This is a genomic window from Kordiimonas lipolytica, assembly GCF_042651265.1.
Taxonomy (GTDB): Bacteria; Pseudomonadota; Alphaproteobacteria; order Sphingomonadales; family Kordiimonadaceae; genus Kordiimonas; species Kordiimonas lipolytica.
Genome location: NZ_JBHSCR010000001.1, coordinates 144,439 through 162,532 on the forward strand (window position 1 = coordinate 144,439; position 18,094 = coordinate 162,532).

Below are 18,094 nucleotides of genomic sequence, written 5' to 3' on the forward strand. Positions count from 1 at the left end.
CACAGTCCGGGCGGAATTGCAGCGCCTAGGATGTTAGACTGCGGCTGACAGACACATGGGTGAAGAAACGGTCGATGTCAGCGTTATTTTCCGATAACGGCACATAAAGGACCGATACTCTCAGATGATTTTTTTCTTCCGACAGCGTGAAAGCCTGAACCAATACAGGGCAGCGGCGCTTAAGGCCGAACACCGCGCTCTTGAATATGCGGTCTGCGACCAGCGACGATGGATGGGTGAAAATGCTCTTGCCCGTCAGTTCGCCATAGAAACTGACCACATTGGTGCCCATCAACCGAATGACAACATCCTCCAGCAAACCGTCTGGATCTTTTTCGAGCTCAAAAATGCAGACGTCAGGCAGAAGATCTTTCATGTCGCTTGGGTTGATGTCGGCCCGACAGGCGAGCCGTTTACCACCGGTACGCGCCTCAAAATAACTGAGGATTCGGTCGACCACCGGCATGTCGGCCCTGTGATCTTCAGCATCTTCAAACGAGAAACCCGGAAGGTTTTCCCGCACGCGGGCTATATCAGCGATATTTTCTTCAAAAGACGAAATAGACCGGCTCCTGTATCTTATCGCGCCATCATATCGCAAGACCGTCACCACTTGGTTAATACGCCCGTTTCCAGTCCCCAAGTCGTGAGCAGATCCACCTTTTATCGCTTGAAAACAGCTTTTCACCTGTTTCGCATTGACCCGGGCGAACGAGTGCGCCCTAATGCGCCGCAGTTTTGAGTAAGGCACGCAGCTTGGGAGGCTGCAAACAATCAAAAAGTGCCCAACAATATAAAAGGGGAAATGTATGTCTGAGGGAGATAACAACCTCAAAACGACGACCGTCAAGGACGTCAAGCAGCTTGGTACCTTCGCCGCGCTGGCCAGCCTGTCCTATGTATTCTGGATTTGTGGCGGCATGGAAATGGTGGAGCGCCTTGCCTATTACGGCGTTCGTTCACTTGCCAGCCTGTATGGAACCAATCCGAAGTCAAGCGGGGCGCTTGGCCTGACAGGCACTGAAATCGGTTTCATCCTCAGCACGTGGTTGCTGATTCAGGGTCTTGTACCAGTGTTTACAGGCGGTATCGCCGACCGCTTCGGATACAAGGAAACCATCTTCGTTTCCACCGCGACCAAAATCATTGGCTATTTGGTCATGGCCTGGTTCCCGTCCTTTATGGGTTTCCTGGCGGGTGCCTGGATCCTGGCATTCGGCACCGGCATCTTCAAGCCCGGCATCCAGGGGACAATCGTAAAAGCGACGGGTCGGCACAATAGCTCCGTTGCCTGGGGTGTCTTCTACCAGACAGTCAATATTGGTGGGTTCCTGGGCCCGGTACTTGCCGGACAACTGCGTCAGCTGGAATGGTCTTATGTATTCTATGCTTGTGCTGCCATCATCTCGCTGAACTTCCTATTGCTCCTTACTTATAAAGAGCCAGACAAAGAAGAACGGCTGGCACACAAAGCCAAAGTTAAAAGCGGCGAAATCCATCAGGACTCGTTGCTTGTAGACTCGATTAAGGAACTATCGAACCCGATTCTGCTTTGGTACATGCTGCTGTTTTCCGGCTTCTGGTTCATGCTCTACATTTATTGGGATCTTGGGCCGCTGTATTTCCGGGACTGGGTAGACACAAGTGTCCTCGTGAAAGATGTCTGGGGCACGGAAGGGCCTGGGGCATTCTCCCGCTGGTTCTTTGTCCTTAGTCAGGACGGAACCCGCGTAATGCCTGAGGGCATGGTCAATATCAACTCGTTGCTGATCATGCTCATCTGCTTCCTGGTGACAGGTTGGAGCGCCCGGATGAAGGCTGCAAACGCCATGGCGGTTGGCACGTTCCTGGCCTCTGCTGCCCTTCTGCTGCTGGGTGGATTCAACGCTGCCTGGGTTATGGTTTTCGGTATTGTTATCTTCTCTCTGGGGGAAATGCTCTCAAGCCCGAAATGCCTTGAATTTCTTGGCAATGTGGCGCCCCCACAGAAGAAAGCGATGTATCTGGGCTTTAGCCAACTTCCGTTTGCGGTTGGGGCATTTATTGAGGGCATGGTGGGGCAAATCACCTATGAAAAATATGCTTCCAAAGACACGCTCTCCCGCGAAATGCTGCTTCAGAATGGCATGAGCCCAGAAGAGGTGAAAAGCATCCCAATCGGCGACGCCTTCCAGGTGCTGGTTGATATGACTGGCCAGGCCGAATGGGCGCTGACCAACCAAATGTATACTGCCAACGACATTGGCTCGGTGTTTTACATTTTTGCTGCTGTTGGAATTGTATCTGCCTTCGGACTTTTCCTTTATGGCCGATGGACATATCGCTTTGCGATGAGCCAACAGGCAGACGCCCAAGCCGCCAAGTAATCCAGGCAACAAGCAGACGAAAAGCCGCGGTACCCGCCGCGGCTTTTTATTTGGCCCGAACAATAAAAAGGGGACGTGCCACCCCCATCATGGCACGCCCCACAATAGTTCGCCGATCACCAATCGACTAAGTGTCAAGATGCCCGTTTGCTTGGTAATTGGCTACCTAAAAAAAATTTAGGTGCGAATTCGGGCCTAAATAAGACCCGAGTTTAACCGCTATTTGGCAATTCATCAGCCCATGCGGCCGATCGGCTTTTCCAGGCTTTCCGGCGGAACGGTAAACCAGGCCGGACCGTCATCGGTCATATAGATGCAGTCCTCAAGGCGAACGCCAAATTCGCCGAAAATATAAAGACCGGGCTCGTTAGAGAAACACATGCCAGGGGCAAGGCGCGTTGTCTCACCATGGACAAAATTCACGCTCTCGTGCCCGTCCATACCGATGCCGTGACCTGTCCGGTGGCTGAGGCCCGGTGTCTTATACCCGGGGCCATAGCCAAGACCTTCGTACATCTTCCTGACCGCGTCATCGACCTGCCCTGCGGGCGTGCCTATCTGCGCTGTCTCGAATGCGATCTCCTGGCCTTGGCGCACGGTATTCCATACCTCGCGCTGGCGCTTCGTGGGCTCACCGAACACAAAAGTGCGGGAGATATCGCTCTGGTAGCCGTGCACCTTGCAGCCACAATCCATCAGCACAATATCGCCTTCCTTCAGGGTTTGCTGCTGGCCCGACCCGTGCGGGTAGGCACTGGCTTCAGCCAGCAGCGCCATGCCCCAGATGCCCTGCCCGCCCAGTTCCGCCTGCGCCGTGCGCATCAATGCGGTGATGTCAGCAGGCGTCATGCCCACCTCGAGTTTGTGCCATACGTGGCCATAGGCTGTCAGTGTCACCTCATTGGCCTTGCGCATCAGCTCAATTTCATGGGCGGATTTATACATGCGGCAACCAAGCGTGACATCAAGTGCTGACGTGATCTCGAAACCGGGAGCGGCGCGCTTCAGCCCTTCAACGACAAAATAGCGCACCGTGTCTTCAAGACCGATCTTGCCGCCCGTCAGGCCACGATCCTTGAGGATGCCAGCCACCCGCTCAAACGGGTCCTCATGTTCGTTCCAGGTGCGCACATCGCTGCCGAAGGTCATGCTTTCACGCACGCTGGGTTCCTCGAAATAAGGGGTCACCACTGCGATCTCGCCCTCACGCGGGATCACCACAGCCGTCAGACGTTCGCTCCGCCACCAGCTGATGCCGGTGAAATAAAGCATGGCCGAACCGGGCTCCAAGAGGATGGCATCAATGCCGTGCTCAGCCATCAGTTTCTGTGCTTTTGCAACGCGCGCCTTGCGCTCGCTGGTGCCGATAGGCTGCACGTCCCCTGTGATCGGCTGCAATACGTTGCTTGCCCGCGCACCAGTAGTGGAAACCCCTGCCAGAAGGGCAGCACCACCAGCCGCGGCACCCAGTTTGAAAAAGTCCCGTTTGGAAAGTGTCATGGTTCGCTGCCTCGTCTTTATTGTTTGTAGATAACGCCGTCTTTCATCACGAAAGTCACTGCCTCGGTCGTGGTGATGTCTTCAAGCGGGTTGCCCTTCACAGCCACGATGTCTGCCAGATAGCCTTCGCGGATCATGCCCAGGTCGGTTTCGCGCTTCAGAAGTGTTGCCGCATTGATCGTGGCGGCCTGCAGCGCCTGCATCGGTGTCATGCCGAACTTCACCATGCGCGAAAATTGCTTGGCGTTGTCGCCGTGCGGATAAATGGCGGCGTCAGAGCCAAACACCATCTTCACGCCACCTTTTACGGCCTTGGTAAAGCTTTCGCGCTGGCGCACAGACACCTGGCGTTCCTTGTTCAGGTTCTCTTCCGGTACACCGTTTTGTTCGCCATAGGTCAGCGTGTATTCGGTGTTGTAGATATCCATGGAAAAATAGGTGCCAAACTGTTTGGCCAGCGCCACGCCTTCATCGTCCAGGAAGCTGACGTGCTCAACCGAATCAACACCCGCCACAATCGCTGCCTTGATGCCGTCCGTGCCATGCGCGTGGGCCGCCACCGTGACGCCGCGGCGGTGCGCTTCTTCGACAATAGCTTTCATTTCCTCAAGGCTATATTGCTGCACGCCCACCTTGGTGCCCTTCGAGAACACACCGCCTGTCGCGCAAAACTTGATGGCGGTAGCGCCATATTTGATATTTTCGCGCACCTTTTCCCGCGCGGCCCACGGCCCGTCGGCAACTCCGCCTGACGTCGCCTGCATTTCAGGCGCCAGGAAATTATTGTCACAGTGACCGCCGGTGATCCCCAATGCATGGCCAACCGCATAAATACGCGGCCCGATGATGTCACCGGCATGGATGCCGTCGCGCACACCGATCACGCTGTAGCCGTCCGCCCCGACATCGCGCACAGTGGTAAAGCCCGCCATCAGGGTCGCCCGCGCATTCCTCACCGCCACCACTGTCTGGCGCGGAATGGAATAGCCCATGCTTTCATAAAATGGCGTTTCCGGGTCACCCGTGAGATGCACATGCATGTCCATGAAGCCCGGCAGCAGCGTCTGGCCATCAAGGTTGATGACCCGCGCGTCATCCGGCACCGGCAACCTGCCCTGACTACCGATAGCCACGATACGGTCTTCGCGGATGATCAGCGCCGGCTTCTCGATTCGTTTGCCGTCGGCCACATCGATCATGGCGTCTGCTGTCAGATAAATTTCCTGGGCCATCACGCCAAAAGGCGCCATCAGGGTCATGAAAAGGGCCAGAATGAATGCGCGCATGGTTGTCCTCCCCGGCACGTTTAAAGTCTTATTGGTTTCTGGCGAGCGAGCCTAAGGGCATGGGGCGGTTTTGTCCACGCATCACAGGCGTGGACAATTCACCGGACAGAACACAAGTTCGTGTTATTCGTTAATCCGAAAGAAGAACCGTCAGGAGACTGCCGAGCGCCTGACCGGAACTAGCCTACTCGGTAGACGGTACGCCGTCTCTGGCAGAGGCGTTCTTCAATGCCCTGTCAATTCGCCCCAGCATCTGTTCTGCCCGCTTTGCTGTGCGCTCGCTGGCACTCCAGTTGGCGATGTTATTCAGAAGCGGTCTCGCTTCGTCATACCGCCCTTTCAGGAAAAGGGCTCGGGCATACAGGAAACGCGCCTGATCGTTTTGCGGCACCAGCTTGATGAAAGACCGCAATGCCTTGATACCGCTCTCGGATGCGTTCGCGCCTTCATAAAGCGAAGCGATACCAAATCGCAGATAGGCCTCACTATCGAGCCGGTCGCTGCGCGCCACCTGAAAAGCCAGCTTCTTGGCCTCTTGGACCGCAGCCATATCTGGCTCATAGGTAACAGTGTCAGGGTCGAAGTTTTCGTCATTATCGCCACCCTGTGCGGCTTTCACGAGCTCCCACTTCCGTGTTCCTTCACGAGACATCAGAAGTTCCGACTTCAGCAGCAGCGCATCCCGATGATCTGGCACTTCTGCCAAGGCCTGGTCGATGATGGCTTCTGCTTCGTCGTAGTCTTGCTCATTGATGGCAACCTTGGCCTGATAGAGCCGCGCCACAAAAGCAGTTTCGGGGTCCTTGACTTTTTTCTTCAGGAAGCGCTTCAGCCACGGGTCGGCCTCCCAGTCCCGCAGATAGTCCATCCGCAGGCGCATCTTCATTTTCTCCACCTCTACATCATCAAGCTTGTGATGCTCCCAGGTCGGTACATAGTCGATGTTGGAGAAATCCAGCTGCAATACCGGGAACTTCTTGTCATCCCAATAGTCGCGAGCCTCACGGCCAAATTCTTCCTCGGTCATGCCGAAATGTTTCAGGAAGGCGTCCTTCTGCTCCATACCCTTGTTGATGTCGATCAGATAGTCATCCAGCACTTCCATCAGGGTCGGCGTCGAGCGGATCTTGTGGGTATAAAGCCAAGCCTGGGCATAGAAAGCGCCCACATGAAACCCGGCCCGGTCGGTATTTTCGAAACGGGCATTGGCCGCAAACAGAAGGCCAGACGGCATCCATTGATACCGCAACCACCAGAAGCGCTGAAGCGGCGGGTTGCCAATCTGCGCGGTCGTACCGTTGATTCTGAAGGTGGAAAGATATTCTGCAAATCCTTCCTGGTACCATTTCGGGAAATTGAGCGCGCCGAACTCATGCAGGAAATGGTGGGCATATTCATGAAACAGGGTGTTGCGGCCGTCTTCCTTGTAGATGCCCTTCTTGTCTTCCACTTCAGCGATGGTCACCGCACCGCGTGGCGTTACCCAGTAAGCACCAGCAAAAGACGGCCTGTAGCCGAGAAGCTCTTTATAATCGTCATATTTCGGGATCAGGTATACCGTCAGCGGCAAAGGGGACCCAGCCCCATCAGTTCCGGTCAACACAGACATATAATAGCGGTAATATTCCAGATCGCGCAGAATGCTCTCTGCCCGCTCGCTCTCCACCATGCTGTAGACCTGAAAATGTTCGGACCTGTAATAGTGCCACTCGTCATCCGCATCAGCACGAAGTGTGTAGAAGGATGCGGTTGAAACCGCAGCCAGAATAAGAAGCCAAAAGCGCATGGTACCCCCAAATGTCAATCGCTAGTGTTAGATATACATATACACCTTTCGTTTAAAGGTCAAAACTCGACGCGGCCCCCAAAGGAAAACGGCGACCACATGGGCCGCCGGTTTCAATCTTTAACACTATTGGTGGCTCAAGCTGCCGCACGGACCGCTTTGTCGAACTCTTCCATCGCGTGACGGAACTGATTGAGCGACTTGTCCACATACATCAGAACCTCGTCCACATAGCCGTCGGTGGAGGCCGACCAGACGCGGTTGATATAGCGCTCGCCGGCCGCGAAGCTGGACATGATATCCGCGTAAGCCTGCAGGCCGAAGATATGCTTCATGCTGTCGCGCGCGTCGGCAAAGCGGGTCAGGTCATCCCGGAACAGGCGGTCGATTTCAAACCGCATATCATAGGTTGGCACCTTGTCTTTGCGACCATGAAGCTCTTCAAGGTTCTTGAGAATATTTTCAAGCGCACCCTTCAGTTCGCCTCGGTGATGCTCAAGCTTTTCGGAGCATTTGGCTTCCGCCGCTTCAGCGCGTTTCAGCATCACAACGCCAACAACACCAACCAGCATCACTGGAATAAAGGTGATCCAATCCAGTGTGAGCTTGTCCAGCGACGTCAAAAAAGCGCCTGCGAGGAAAGAAAGCATGACAAGAAGGTAAGCTACTGTTTTCATCTTTTCTCTCCCTGTTACGCTGTGAAGATCATGTAGGCGGCGTACCCGACACCCACAAGCGCTTCACCAACAATCAGGCCGGCTGCAACAGGGATGCCCTTGTTGTCAGACCAGCTGTGGCCTTTCTTACGGTCAGAAATTTCCCGAAGGAGCGTCCCGATCGAATAGGTCAGTACCACATTGAACGGCAGATAGAACCCGAGCCCCACGGTAATACCCAGACCGGTCTGAACCGCCGACAAAAGCGCCCCAAGAATCGCACCGGCGATATATTTCTCTGTCGGCACATTGCCACCCGTGATGCCTTCCACCATGGATGCCAGTGCCTGGCCTTGCGGCGCCGGCAACTGGTCAGAGCCAAGACCCCAGGCTTCATGAAGCAGGAAGATCAAGCCGATGATGACGATCGGGCCAAGCCACGCGCCAAAGAACTGCCCCATCTGCTGCATACGCGGCGTGGCACCCACAAGGTAGCCGGTTTTCATATCCAGCATCAGGTCGGTTGCCTGGCTCATGGCCACACAGGTTGCAGCCCCCACGGTAATCGCGGCAACGATCGCTTGCGTCGTTTCCATGCCGCCAAAGCTCTGGGTAATAACAATCAGAAGCGTCACGGCAATCAGCGTCATACCGGAAAGCGGTGACCAGTTGGTCCGGCCAATGGCTTCCGACAGGATGATGCCTGCCATCCAGATCCAGACAGTACCAAGAAGCCCCATCATAAGGCCCCGTACAATGCCAACCTCCTCTGCTGACGTGATCGCCATGATAGTCAGCAAAATAGCGGCGCCGATAATACCCACATAAAGCAGCTTGATCGGCATCTCATCACGGCTCATGGCGCTTTCCACCTTCGCGGAGGATTGCATCGACGAGACGGCAGACCGGATGAGCGGAAAGGCGAACATCACGCCAATCACCGCACCACCGATCAGCATGCCAATACCCGTTGGCCGGAACAGGCCAAGGCGCAGGTCGCCCGGATTGCTTACATCAACACCAGCAACAGGCATGTCAAACCAGTTCAGGAGCGGTGCCAGCACAAAGTAACAGACATAGCCGCCGATGATGAAAGCCACCCCGCCCCTGCCGGCGATAAAGCCCACACCGATGGTCATCAGTGATACATAGAAGGTGCCGTTGAAGTAGCCCGGCAGTCCAAGCTGATCAAACAGAGGCCAGTTTTCAAACCCGGTCGACAGGCTGATCACGTGAACCGCGCCGGAAACAAGCATGGCGATAAGAAGTAGCTTTGCCTTCTCAATGCCCGCACCCGGTGACTTCAGGATGGTGGCAACGGCCACGCCCCCCGGATATGTCAGGCGCTCGAAGTCGATCATCTGTTTCCGAAGCGGAATGATGAACGCAATCCCGAGGAACGCCCCCGCAATCGCGCCAAACGTCAGCACATATGGGTTAAATTCTGTGCCGTAGCCCAGAATGAATATGGCAGGCACGGAGAACATCATGCCCGATGACGCGCCATTGACGGCACTTGCGACCGTCTGTGTGACGTTGTTTTCGACGATGGATCGCCGGCGCAGAATGCCGCGCAGGATACCGAAACCAAGGATGGCTGCGAGTTCTGATCCCTCAATGGAAAAACCCAGTTTCAGTGCTGCAAAGCCTATTGAAAGCGCAATGATAACGCCCAGAAAATAGCCTACGAGCACTGCTTGTGGTGAAAGCTCAGGGTATGCGCCGCGCGTTAGCGGCCCCTGGCTCACTGCAGTTTCTTGTGACACCTTAACCTCTCCCCCTCAGGTATTTCCCCTGAGATATTCATTTCTTTTTTGTCAGTTCTGCGCTTTCATTTGCTTGCCAGCCGCGCAAAACCAGCATAGCAGTAGCACAACAAGGGCGTTCAGGCGACCCAAACAATAACGTACAGCGACCAGATATGTCTGAAGTTGACACCACAAATAGCCCAGGGCTTGACCCCCGGTGGCTGCGCGAACGCCTGAAGCGTCACTTCAGCGAACTGGCGCGGCTTGCCTTGCCTGCTGTTGCCATGCGCATCGGTATCTTTGGCCTGGCGATGGTGGACACCGCCATGGTCGGCCACTATGCCACTGAGCACCTGGCCTGGCTGAACCTTGCCAACCAGTCTGTCATCATGTTTGCGCTTGTGGTGGGACTTGGGCTTCTGGGCGGCATCACGGTCTATACGGCCAATGCCATCGGCGCGGACGACAAGCGCGAAGCGGGCCGCGTATGGCGCAGGAATGTGCCTTTCACCATTGCTGTTGGTATCGGCCTGATGCTGGCTGTCTGGCCCGCAGAATATTGGCTGACGCTCCTCGGGCAGCCAGAAGTCAAGGCACTTGAAGGCGGCAAGCTGATCCAGATTCTGGCGCTTGGGCTTCCGGCCCATATGCTGTTTGTCTGCTGCACCATGTTCCTGGAAGGCATCAAGCGGGCAGAAGTGGGCTTTTATGTTATGATCGGCGCCAACCTTGTGAATGTGGCGCTCAACTATGTGCTGATCTTCGGACAGGCCGGTTTCCCGGAACTGGGGGCTGCGGGCTCGGCCTGGGCGTCAACCGGCGTGCGCTGGTTCATGGCCTTCGCGGCGTTTGGTTATGTCTGGCTGGCGCCCAGCGTGCGCGGCTATGGCCTGAGGAAACCTCACGGCCAGAAATGGCACGAGTGGCGAGACCAGCGCCACATGGGCTATGCCTCTGCGGTGTCATTGGCGGCTGAAGTCCTGGCGTTTGGCGCGCTGGCGATCTTTGCCGGCTGGCTTGGTACCGTGCCACTGGCCGCCCACGGGGTTGTGTTCCAGGTGGTGGGTGTGCCGCTGATGATGTCCATCGGTATCGGGGTGGCCGCCAGTGTGCGGGTCGGCATCGCCTTCTCGCGCGGGGACAAGGCCGACACAGCGCTGGCAGGGCTTTCCGGGGTGCTGCTGAACTTCTTGCTCACCGGCGCTTTCGCAGTTGGCATCTTTTTCTTTATCGAGCCGCTTCTGGATATCTTCACCGATGACCAGCGCATCATCGCGCTTCTGGTGCCACCGGTGGTGATCTACTGCATTGCCATGATTTTCGATGCCAGCCAGATGGTGGCTTCCATGATCCTGCGCGGCTACCGGGAGACCTGGTGGCCCACCTATCTGCAGGGTTTCGCCTTCATCGTCGTGATGCTGCCTGCCTGCTATATCATGGCCTTCCCCGTCGGCCACGGATGGGCAGGGCTGATGGAAGGCATGTGCATGGGCGTCGTCACAAGCTGGATTTTGCAAATGGCCCGTTTCCGTTTTCTGGCGCGCACGCGTTTGTGACTGGCCGGATATGGCAAACATAACCTAAAAAAATTTCAGCTTTTGTTTGCCATACTTTTACCCTTTTATGGATTCCTAATAAGGGTCAGGCACGGTTTCAGCACCAAGTAGGGAGAACCTGGCGGAGGATAGACGGACTATGTCACGGTGGTACAAAGGCCGGAAAAGGAAGACGATACTGTCGGCAAGTTTGCTGACGGCAGTTTTTTGTCATACTTCATCAGGATACGCGATGCAGGGCCTTAGCCTGGCCGACCGTTTCAACAATGCAATTGAAGCGGTGCAGGAAGGCATTGACCTCATCTGGCCCGGCGACCTGGACAGCGAAAACATGAACGCCCGCATCGGTATCGGAATGGGCTGGATTCCAGACTATGTCGGGTCCGACAACTACCGTTTCCGCGCCCTGCCAATCCTCGACATCCGCTACAAAGAGCTTTGGCGCCTGAACGGCAGCAAACTCACCTACACCGCCTTCAAGACAGACGGGCTGGAGATCGGCCCACTCGTCAATTTGCATTTCGGCAGGAAGGAAAGCGCCAATAAGGCCCTTACCGGCCTTGGGAACATTGGCACCACCCTGGATGTCGGCATATTTGCTCGCTTCAAACATGAGGGCCTGCTCGTTGAAACAGACGTTCGGCGTGGCATCAGCGAAGGCCAGGGCACCCTTGCGCGCCTGACCGCAGCTCACGGCATTTACCAGAACGGCAATTTTGGCGCGAGCCTGGCTGTTCGGCTGCAGTATTTGTCCCAAAAAGGCATGCAGACCAATTATGGCATCACCCAAGAACAGGCTGACGCTTCCCGTGCTGGCTATGATCCCTTCCGGGCCTCCGCCGGAGTATCGGATGTATCCGCAAATATTATCGGCGCTTATCGTCTGACAGACAAAGCCCGGCTGATGAGCCTCGTCTCTGTTGGCCATCTTCTTGGTGACGCTGCCGATAGCCCGCTGGTGACAAACGGTACAGGATCACCCTTGCAGGTCATCGCCGGCGTGGGCCTGATGATGCAGTTCTGATGAACCATCATTTCCATTCCTTTCTAATGCTCAGGTGGCAATCGAACTCATCTCGTGCTTATATCGCCTGAACCATAGTAACCAGCGATCAACGTGGGGGTTTATGCGCTTCTCCCAAATCATTCTGTGGCTGTGCCTGATGCTAGCGGCGGCCCCAGCCTTTGGTCAGGCCGTTGTGCTCCGGCCCGAGGATGTCCTGCCGCGCATAAAGGACGTTGCACCGGAGGCCTTCTATATCAACGGGCATGATGTACACGGCATGACTGATGAAACTGCCAATACCTATTATCCGCTGGGAGACGCTGCCAAATTTATGCTCGCACTCGTGGCCCTTCGGCTGGCGGATGAGGGCGTCATAAGCCTGGATGAGCCGGTCGCAAAGGCCCTGCCTAGCCTGATCGACTTCAACCCGTTCGAAGTGGCGATCACGCCAAAACACCTCATGGCAGAAACCGCCGGTTTTGCAAGACCGATCGCGGACATTAACGACGCACCGCTCCGCTATTATCTGATCACGTCGCGGGGAGCAGGGCAGATTTCACTACACGATCCCATCGGCTGGCGGCTGCTACAGGCGTTCCTTGAAAAGCGTACGGACCAGCCTGTTGTCGAGCTGCTTGCCCAGGAACTTCTAACGCCGCTTGGCCTGCCGGAAGAGGCTTTAATTCCAGTGGAAACCAGATACCCTGATATGCCCGCCACACCATTGTCCGACGCGGTTTTACGGGGCGATGCTGTTGCTGCAATGGCCCGGTTGCTGCTTGCCAATGAGGATGCCTCAGGCGCACCGTTCCTAACATCGGAAAGCTATGGGCTTCTCACCACGAGACCCCTCTGGCAGATGCATCCGCTTGGGTTTGGGGCTTTGGCAGGGTCACGGCGATACCGGTCTGGGTCACATGAATGGGTCCAACTTGGGCTCTGCAGACCGGGTGTTTCAGTTGTGGCCTTCCCTGCGTCCGGCGTTGCCTACATCCATCCGTCGGCCACACCTTTTCCAAGCGTCCAAAGCCAAAGTTGCGCTGGCAAACTGTTTCGCGAACGGGCGCTCTCGAACGCGACTGCCAACATACCCCCAACGTGGTCCCGACAGGAGGCAATTGCAGCTGCGGATAAATTGCTCGAGCCGGAAACGCTGGGCGGGCGCTACCAATGTGCCAATGTCTCCGCCTGGGTGAAAGACCGGGTTGAAGGATCGGCCACCTGCAGGCTGACGGCCCACTTGATTGACAGCGAAACCTTGACAGCGCAGATCGTGTGGCCACCGCATGCGGACTTTGTTGTGGGACCGCCTTTGTCTCGGCGCTATCAAAGGGAAGCCCCTTATGCCTATCGGGGCAGCCTTGCTGAACAGCCTCTGATCTTCAGCCCCTACCGCGCCGGCGGATATGCCTATATTGGCGACATGGCCTATGTGCGGGTGGGCGTGCTGGGATACTTCCGCACCATTGCTGGAAAATATATCCCGCTGATGATTGTTATCCTCCTTACAGGCGCGCTGCATATCCGCAGCAAAACCTCCGTGCAGTGGCGGCGCTTTGGCTGGTTCTGCCTCGCGGGCGCAACACTGGTCGGGTTCGGCGTCTATGCCGACTGGTACTGGTGGCCAACGGTACTTTATCAGTTGCAAATGCCGTGGCTGATTACGCTGTGGCGCACAGGCCTCAACATCGGGCTAATGCTGCTTCTTGCGCTGCCGATGCTGTCCATGACATTCATCCGGCAACAGAATATGCCCGAACGGGGGGTCGCGCTGCTGTTCGCCGGGCCACACCTGGGGCTGATGTCATTGGCCGCGATTGGCCTCTTTCTGACCACCATTATCTGGGGAATCGCAGGCACCTTCACAGCCTATTGATTTCTCCGTCTGGTCACTATAGGGTCCCGCTCATGACACAAACAGGTGCGTATAAACGAATGTGGCGAATGATCCGCCCGGTTTCCAAAGGAAGCCGGGTCCTTGTCATTTGGTCCAACCACAATTCGTTTACGGGAGTCGCGCACCATGACTGCGCCATTTGAAATAGCTAATAGATTTGATGTCCTCACATGGCGGCAGCCGCACGCGCTCAGCAACGTGCTGTCCCACTTTTCCACCAGCCAAAGCCAGCCGTCACGGGTAAGTACCGTAGCCCACAAGGATGGGACACTTTCGGTCATCATTGTCGTCAAGGAATTGGCCGAAGCGGAAGCCCGTGCTATCCAATCAGACTTGAAAGAAGACAAGCAGGTGCTGCGCGCCATGCTCGAGCATTTTGTGGGATAGATGACCGATTTTATTTTGACAGAGAACGAGATCAGGCGCCGACTTGATCTGGTAGCCAAGGACTGCCCTCATGTAGCAGCGGCAGTAAAGCTTGTCGGCTATCCGGCAGAACGTCGCGGCACACAGGGCTTCCAGACCTTCATGCAGGTAATTGTGGGCCAACAGCTTTCCGTCAAGGCAGCCGCCACAATCCGCGGCCGGGTTGAAGCATTGGTGGGAGACCCCTCAAATCCGGACAGCTACGACAAGGTATCAGACGAAGACCTCCGGTCCGCAGGCCTGTCACGGCAGAAAATATCCTATGCGCGGTCATTGGTTGACACGGTGCGTGACGGCACGCTGGATGTGGACGCACTTCCACACATGTCGGATGAAGGCGCCATCAAGGCCATCACGGCAGTGAAGGGCCTTGGGGTCTGGAGCGCACATATGTACCTGATGTTCTCGCTTGGGCGGCCTGACATCTGGCCAGTTGGTGACCTTGCAGTGCGTGTGGCCGCGGGCCGGATTATCGGTCATGCAGAGCGCCCGACGGAAAAAGAAGCCGAAGTAATTGGTGAACGCTGGAAGCCACACCGAAGCGCCATTGCGCTTCTGGCATGGCATTACTATTCTAACGCCCCTGCCATTGGTGAATAAGTATCAGGAGACAGACATGAGCGATTTTAAGAAAGTGACGGATACGGTTTCTGTCTCCCCGCAAATTAGCAAAGCGGATATTGATGCAGCGGCGGACGCAGGATTTACGCTGATCATCAACAACCGCCCAGACGGCGAGGAGCGCAGCCAACCCGCAAACGCCGACCTGGCGGCTTATGCGGCTGAGAAAGGCCTGAAGTGGGCCAGCATTCCGGTGGTTGGAGGCCAGCTGACCTTTGAATCGATCGAAATGATGTCGATGGCGCTCAAGGACGCCGACGGCCCTGTGTTGGCTTTCTGCCGATCCGGCACCCGGTCCTGCACGCTATGGTCGCTTGCGCAGGCGCTGACCGGTGCGATGGATACAAAGGATATCCTCGATCATGCCGCCAAAGCCGGCTATGACGTTTCAGGCATGGCGCCCACGCTTGAACACCTCAAGCAGCTGCATCATGGCTGACGTTGGCTATGAAGGTTGCTTGTGAATGAAACGTACCGTTTCTTCGTAAATCTCGGCGTCGGGACCATATAGCTCCCACACTTCGTCGCCATCAATCACTGCGTCCTGCCGGTGCTCAAGCCCTAACTTCTTCAGCACATTGCGACTGGCATCATTTCCCCTGAGAACATAGGCGAACAGGTCTTCGTTCGGGAATTTCATTGTTTTCCGAGCTGCCTCGATCGCGGCCTTTCCAGCTTCCGTTGCCAGCCCCTTGCCCCAATATTCCTCCCGGAACCAATAGCCTACTTCGACAAACCGACCATCAGGCGTCGGGCGCATCAACACCCAGCCAAGGGCCGTATCGTCCTCGCTGTCCTCAAGGGTTTTCCAGTTCACCGCATAGAAGAATTTGAAACGCCCCTCTCTGAGGCCTTTCAGGTAAGCCTGCTTCTCCTCAGCCTCATCAGTCCCTGTCGGGCGGGGGATGAAACGCATTACATTGGGGTTCGACAGCATCAGCCAAAATGCGTGTGCATCCCCTTCCTCAAATGGCCTCAATCGCAATCTCTCGGTCTCAACCGGTGCCGGATCAAGGACCAAAGCTTCCCGTTCATAGGTGCCATCCTGTGCCATAAATAATTCCCAACCAATCGTTCGGTTAAATAAGATCAAACGCCATCAAAAGGAATGTATATTCCTCTGCAACTTCGCGGTAGCGTTCAAACCGGCCGGATTTGCCGCCGTGCCCCGCCCCCATGTTGATTTTCATCATCAGCAGGTTGTCGTCGGTTTTCGTGGCTCGCAGCTTGGCTGTCCATTTGGCCGGTTCCCAATAGGTTACGCGCGGGTCATTCAGCCCGCCGGTTACCAGCATGGGCGGATAATCTTTCGCCTCGATGTTTGTGTAAGGGCAATAGCCTTGGATCGTCTCAAACGCTGTCTTGTCCTTGATCGGGTTACCCCATTCAGGCCATTCGATCGGCGTCAGCGGCAGGTCAGCGTCCAGCATGGTGTTGAGCACATCCACAAACGGCACATGCAGCACGACGCCCTTAAACAAATCTGGCGCCTGGTTCACCACCGCACCCATCAGCTCACCACCGGCGCTACCGCCCGAGATGCTGATACCGCCCTTCGAGGCGTACCCTTCATTTTCCAGGTATCGGGCCACATCGACAAAGTCATTGAAGGTGTTGGTGCGCTTCTCCAATTTGCCATCTTCGTACCAGCCATAGCCCAACTCGTCCCCGCCGCGGATATGCGCGATGGCATAGGCAAAGCCGCGATCGAGGAGGCTGAGGCGTGTGGCGGAGAAGCCTGGGCTCATGCCAAGGCCGTAAGCGCCGTAGCCATACAGATGCAGCGGCGCGCCCTTTTTCCAGTCTTTCTTATACACAAGGCTGACCGGCACTTCGACGCCGTCTCGCACTGTCACCATCAAACGCTCGGACGCATACTGCGATTTGTCGTAACCAGATGGGATTTCCTGTTCTTTCTTGAGCGTCAATGTACCGCTACTCAAGTCATAGTCGAACACGCTGGGCGGTGTCACGAGGCTCGAGTACACCAGCCGCACATGTTTCTGGCCAAATTCCGCATTTGTCCCGAGACCCACTTCATAGACCGGTTCCGGCATGCCGATATGGCAGCTATTGCCGTCTGTGAACACTAGGCGGATCTGGTCCAGCCCGTCCTGTTTTTCCTCCACCGCCAGGAAACCGTCGAACGCCTGCATGCCGGTAAGATACAGTGATGCGCTGCCCTCAAGCAGAAGTGACCAGTCCGCCGGGGCATCCACAGGCGCCTTATAGATGCTGAAATTCTTCTGTTCACCATTTGAGCGGATATAGAAATGCCCCGCCCCGTCATGATCGACCGTATAGTCATGGCCCGCTTCCCGAGCACGAACCAGCGCTGGTGCTGCAGATGGATCATCTAGCCGTACAACAAGGTTCTCAGCCGTAACATGGTCAGCGCTTCTGATCACCAGATGCGATTTTGAGCTGGTGCGGCGGATATGAACGAAAAAGCTGGTGTCGCTCTCCTCATAGACCTTGCTGTCTTCGCCACCCAGCGCGTGGAAATTCACCAGATAAGGCCGCCATTCCTTCGAGACCTTCACATAGTAAAAGCCGCTACTGTCTGCCGCCCAGACAATTTCCCCCGAAGCTTCAACAATCTCGACTGCCAGCATCTCACCAGTCACAAGATCCCGCACGCGCGCCGTGAAACGCTCCGACCCGTTGGTATCGGTTGAGAAAGCCAGATATCGCCCGCACGGACTGACGGCCATGCCGCCCAGCTTGAAAAACTCATGCCCTTCGGCTTCCACATTTTCGTCCAGCAGCACATCCCATTCGGTCGCGCCTTTCTCCCGGCGATACCAGGCCCGGTACTCGGCGCCCTTGGCAAAGGCCCAGCGATATTCATAAGAGCCATCCGCCCACGGCACGCTTTCGTCATCTTCCTTGATGCGGCCCTTGATTTCTTCGAACAGGGTGTCCGTCAGGCCCGCATGATCTTTCATTATGGTTTCGAAATAATCATTTTCCTGCTTGAGATATCCGAGAATATCCTTGTCCGTCACCTCAGGATATCCCGGGTCCTTGAGCCAGAAATAAGGGTCCTCAAACGTGATGCCGTGATGGCTTGCCTCATAAGGCTTCCGGGCTGCCATTGGCGGCTTCGGTGACGCGGGTGCTTTCAACATGGTTTTTGTCCTGACTGTCATATGAGTTTTCCAATAGGTAGGCTGCCCAAATCCCGCTGTAAAGGCCCACGGCAAAAGGTGCGACTTTCCTTGCAAAATGCCCCCCGCCCTGCCA

General features: G+C 55.9%; 15 protein-coding genes. 7 read left to right on the forward strand and 8 right to left on the reverse strand.

Features of this window, described 5'->3' with window-relative positions:
* Positions 1-25: 25 nt before the first annotated feature.
* Positions 26-523 (reverse strand): PAS domain-containing protein, encoded by a 498-nt coding sequence (locus ACFO5Q_RS00645; protein ID WP_156432028.1) that lies wholly within the window; start codon positions 521-523, stop codon positions 26-28.
* Between the two features lie 286 nt (positions 524-809).
* Here ACFO5Q_RS00645 and ACFO5Q_RS00650 point away from each other — a divergent pair, with 286 nt between their 5' ends.
* Entirely contained in the window at positions 810-2,366 is a 1,557-nt protein-coding gene (locus ACFO5Q_RS00650; RefSeq protein ID WP_068150705.1) for an MFS transporter, read from the forward strand.
* Between the two features lie 234 nt (positions 2,367-2,600).
* On the opposite strand, the gene ACFO5Q_RS00655 is transcribed toward ACFO5Q_RS00650, so the two are convergent.
* From ACFO5Q_RS00655 to ACFO5Q_RS00675, 5 genes are all read right to left on the reverse strand, one after another.
* Positions 2,601-3,866 (reverse strand): M24 family metallopeptidase, encoded by a 1,266-nt coding sequence (locus tag ACFO5Q_RS00655; protein WP_068150710.1) that lies wholly within the window; start codon positions 3,864-3,866, stop codon positions 2,601-2,603.
* 17 nt (positions 3,867-3,883) lie between these two features.
* Positions 3,884-5,152, reverse strand: a complete 1,269-nt coding sequence (locus ACFO5Q_RS00660; RefSeq protein ID WP_068150714.1) for a Xaa-Pro dipeptidase — start codon at positions 5,150-5,152, stop codon at positions 3,884-3,886.
* A 184-nt stretch (positions 5,153-5,336) separates the two neighbouring features.
* Positions 5,337-6,938 (reverse strand): tetratricopeptide repeat protein, encoded by a 1,602-nt coding sequence (locus ACFO5Q_RS00665; RefSeq protein ID WP_068150717.1) that lies wholly within the window; start codon positions 6,936-6,938, stop codon positions 5,337-5,339.
* 137 nt (positions 6,939-7,075) lie between these two features.
* Positions 7,076-7,615, reverse strand: coding sequence for a hypothetical protein (locus ACFO5Q_RS00670; RefSeq protein WP_068150720.1), 540 nt, complete (start codon positions 7,613-7,615; stop codon positions 7,076-7,078).
* A 14-nt stretch (positions 7,616-7,629) separates the two neighbouring features.
* A complete protein-coding gene (locus ACFO5Q_RS00675) occupies positions 7,630-9,360 on the reverse strand; it encodes an OPT family oligopeptide transporter (RefSeq protein ID WP_068150722.1) in 1,731 nt (576 codons plus the stop codon).
* A 155-nt stretch (positions 9,361-9,515) separates the two neighbouring features.
* Between ACFO5Q_RS00675 and ACFO5Q_RS00680 the strand changes: the two genes are divergently transcribed.
* The 6 genes from ACFO5Q_RS00680 to ACFO5Q_RS00705 all read left to right on the forward strand — a co-directional run bounded on the left by ACFO5Q_RS00680 (position 9,516) and on the right by ACFO5Q_RS00705 (position 15,287).
* Entirely contained in the window at positions 9,516-10,898 is a 1,383-nt protein-coding gene (locus ACFO5Q_RS00680; protein ID WP_068150725.1) for an MATE family efflux transporter, read from the forward strand.
* A gap of 232 nt (positions 10,899-11,130) precedes the next feature.
* Entirely contained in the window at positions 11,131-11,922 is a 792-nt protein-coding gene (locus tag ACFO5Q_RS00685; protein WP_068150728.1) for a MipA/OmpV family protein, read from the forward strand.
* Positions 11,923-12,025: 103 nt separating this feature from the next.
* Positions 12,026-13,780 carry a serine hydrolase domain-containing protein gene (locus ACFO5Q_RS00690; protein ID WP_068150731.1) on the forward strand — a complete coding sequence of 585 codons (1,755 nt, stop codon included), beginning with the start codon at positions 12,026-12,028 and terminating at the stop codon, positions 13,778-13,780.
* A 147-nt stretch (positions 13,781-13,927) separates the two neighbouring features.
* Positions 13,928-14,188, forward strand: a complete 261-nt coding sequence (locus ACFO5Q_RS00695) for a hypothetical protein (protein ID WP_068150736.1) — start codon at positions 13,928-13,930, stop codon at positions 14,186-14,188.
* Positions 14,189-14,827 carry a DNA-3-methyladenine glycosylase family protein gene (locus ACFO5Q_RS00700; RefSeq protein WP_068150737.1) on the forward strand — a complete coding sequence of 213 codons (639 nt, stop codon included), beginning with the start codon at positions 14,189-14,191 and terminating at the stop codon, positions 14,825-14,827.
* A gap of 16 nt (positions 14,828-14,843) precedes the next feature.
* Positions 14,844-15,287 (forward strand): TIGR01244 family sulfur transferase, encoded by a 444-nt coding sequence (locus tag ACFO5Q_RS00705; protein WP_068150739.1) that lies wholly within the window; start codon positions 14,844-14,846, stop codon positions 15,285-15,287.
* A 6-nt stretch (positions 15,288-15,293) separates the two neighbouring features.
* On the opposite strand, the gene ACFO5Q_RS00710 is transcribed toward ACFO5Q_RS00705, so the two are convergent.
* Together ACFO5Q_RS00710 and ACFO5Q_RS00715 are read right to left on the reverse strand one after the other, a co-directional pair.
* On the reverse strand, positions 15,294-15,902 hold the full coding sequence (locus ACFO5Q_RS00710; RefSeq protein ID WP_068150742.1) for a GNAT family N-acetyltransferase: 609 nt from the start codon (positions 15,900-15,902) through the stop codon (positions 15,294-15,296).
* Positions 15,903-15,927: 25 nt separating this feature from the next.
* Entirely contained in the window at positions 15,928-17,979 is a 2,052-nt protein-coding gene (locus tag ACFO5Q_RS00715) for a S9 family peptidase (RefSeq protein WP_068151148.1), read from the reverse strand.
* Positions 17,980-18,094 lie beyond the last annotated feature (115 nt).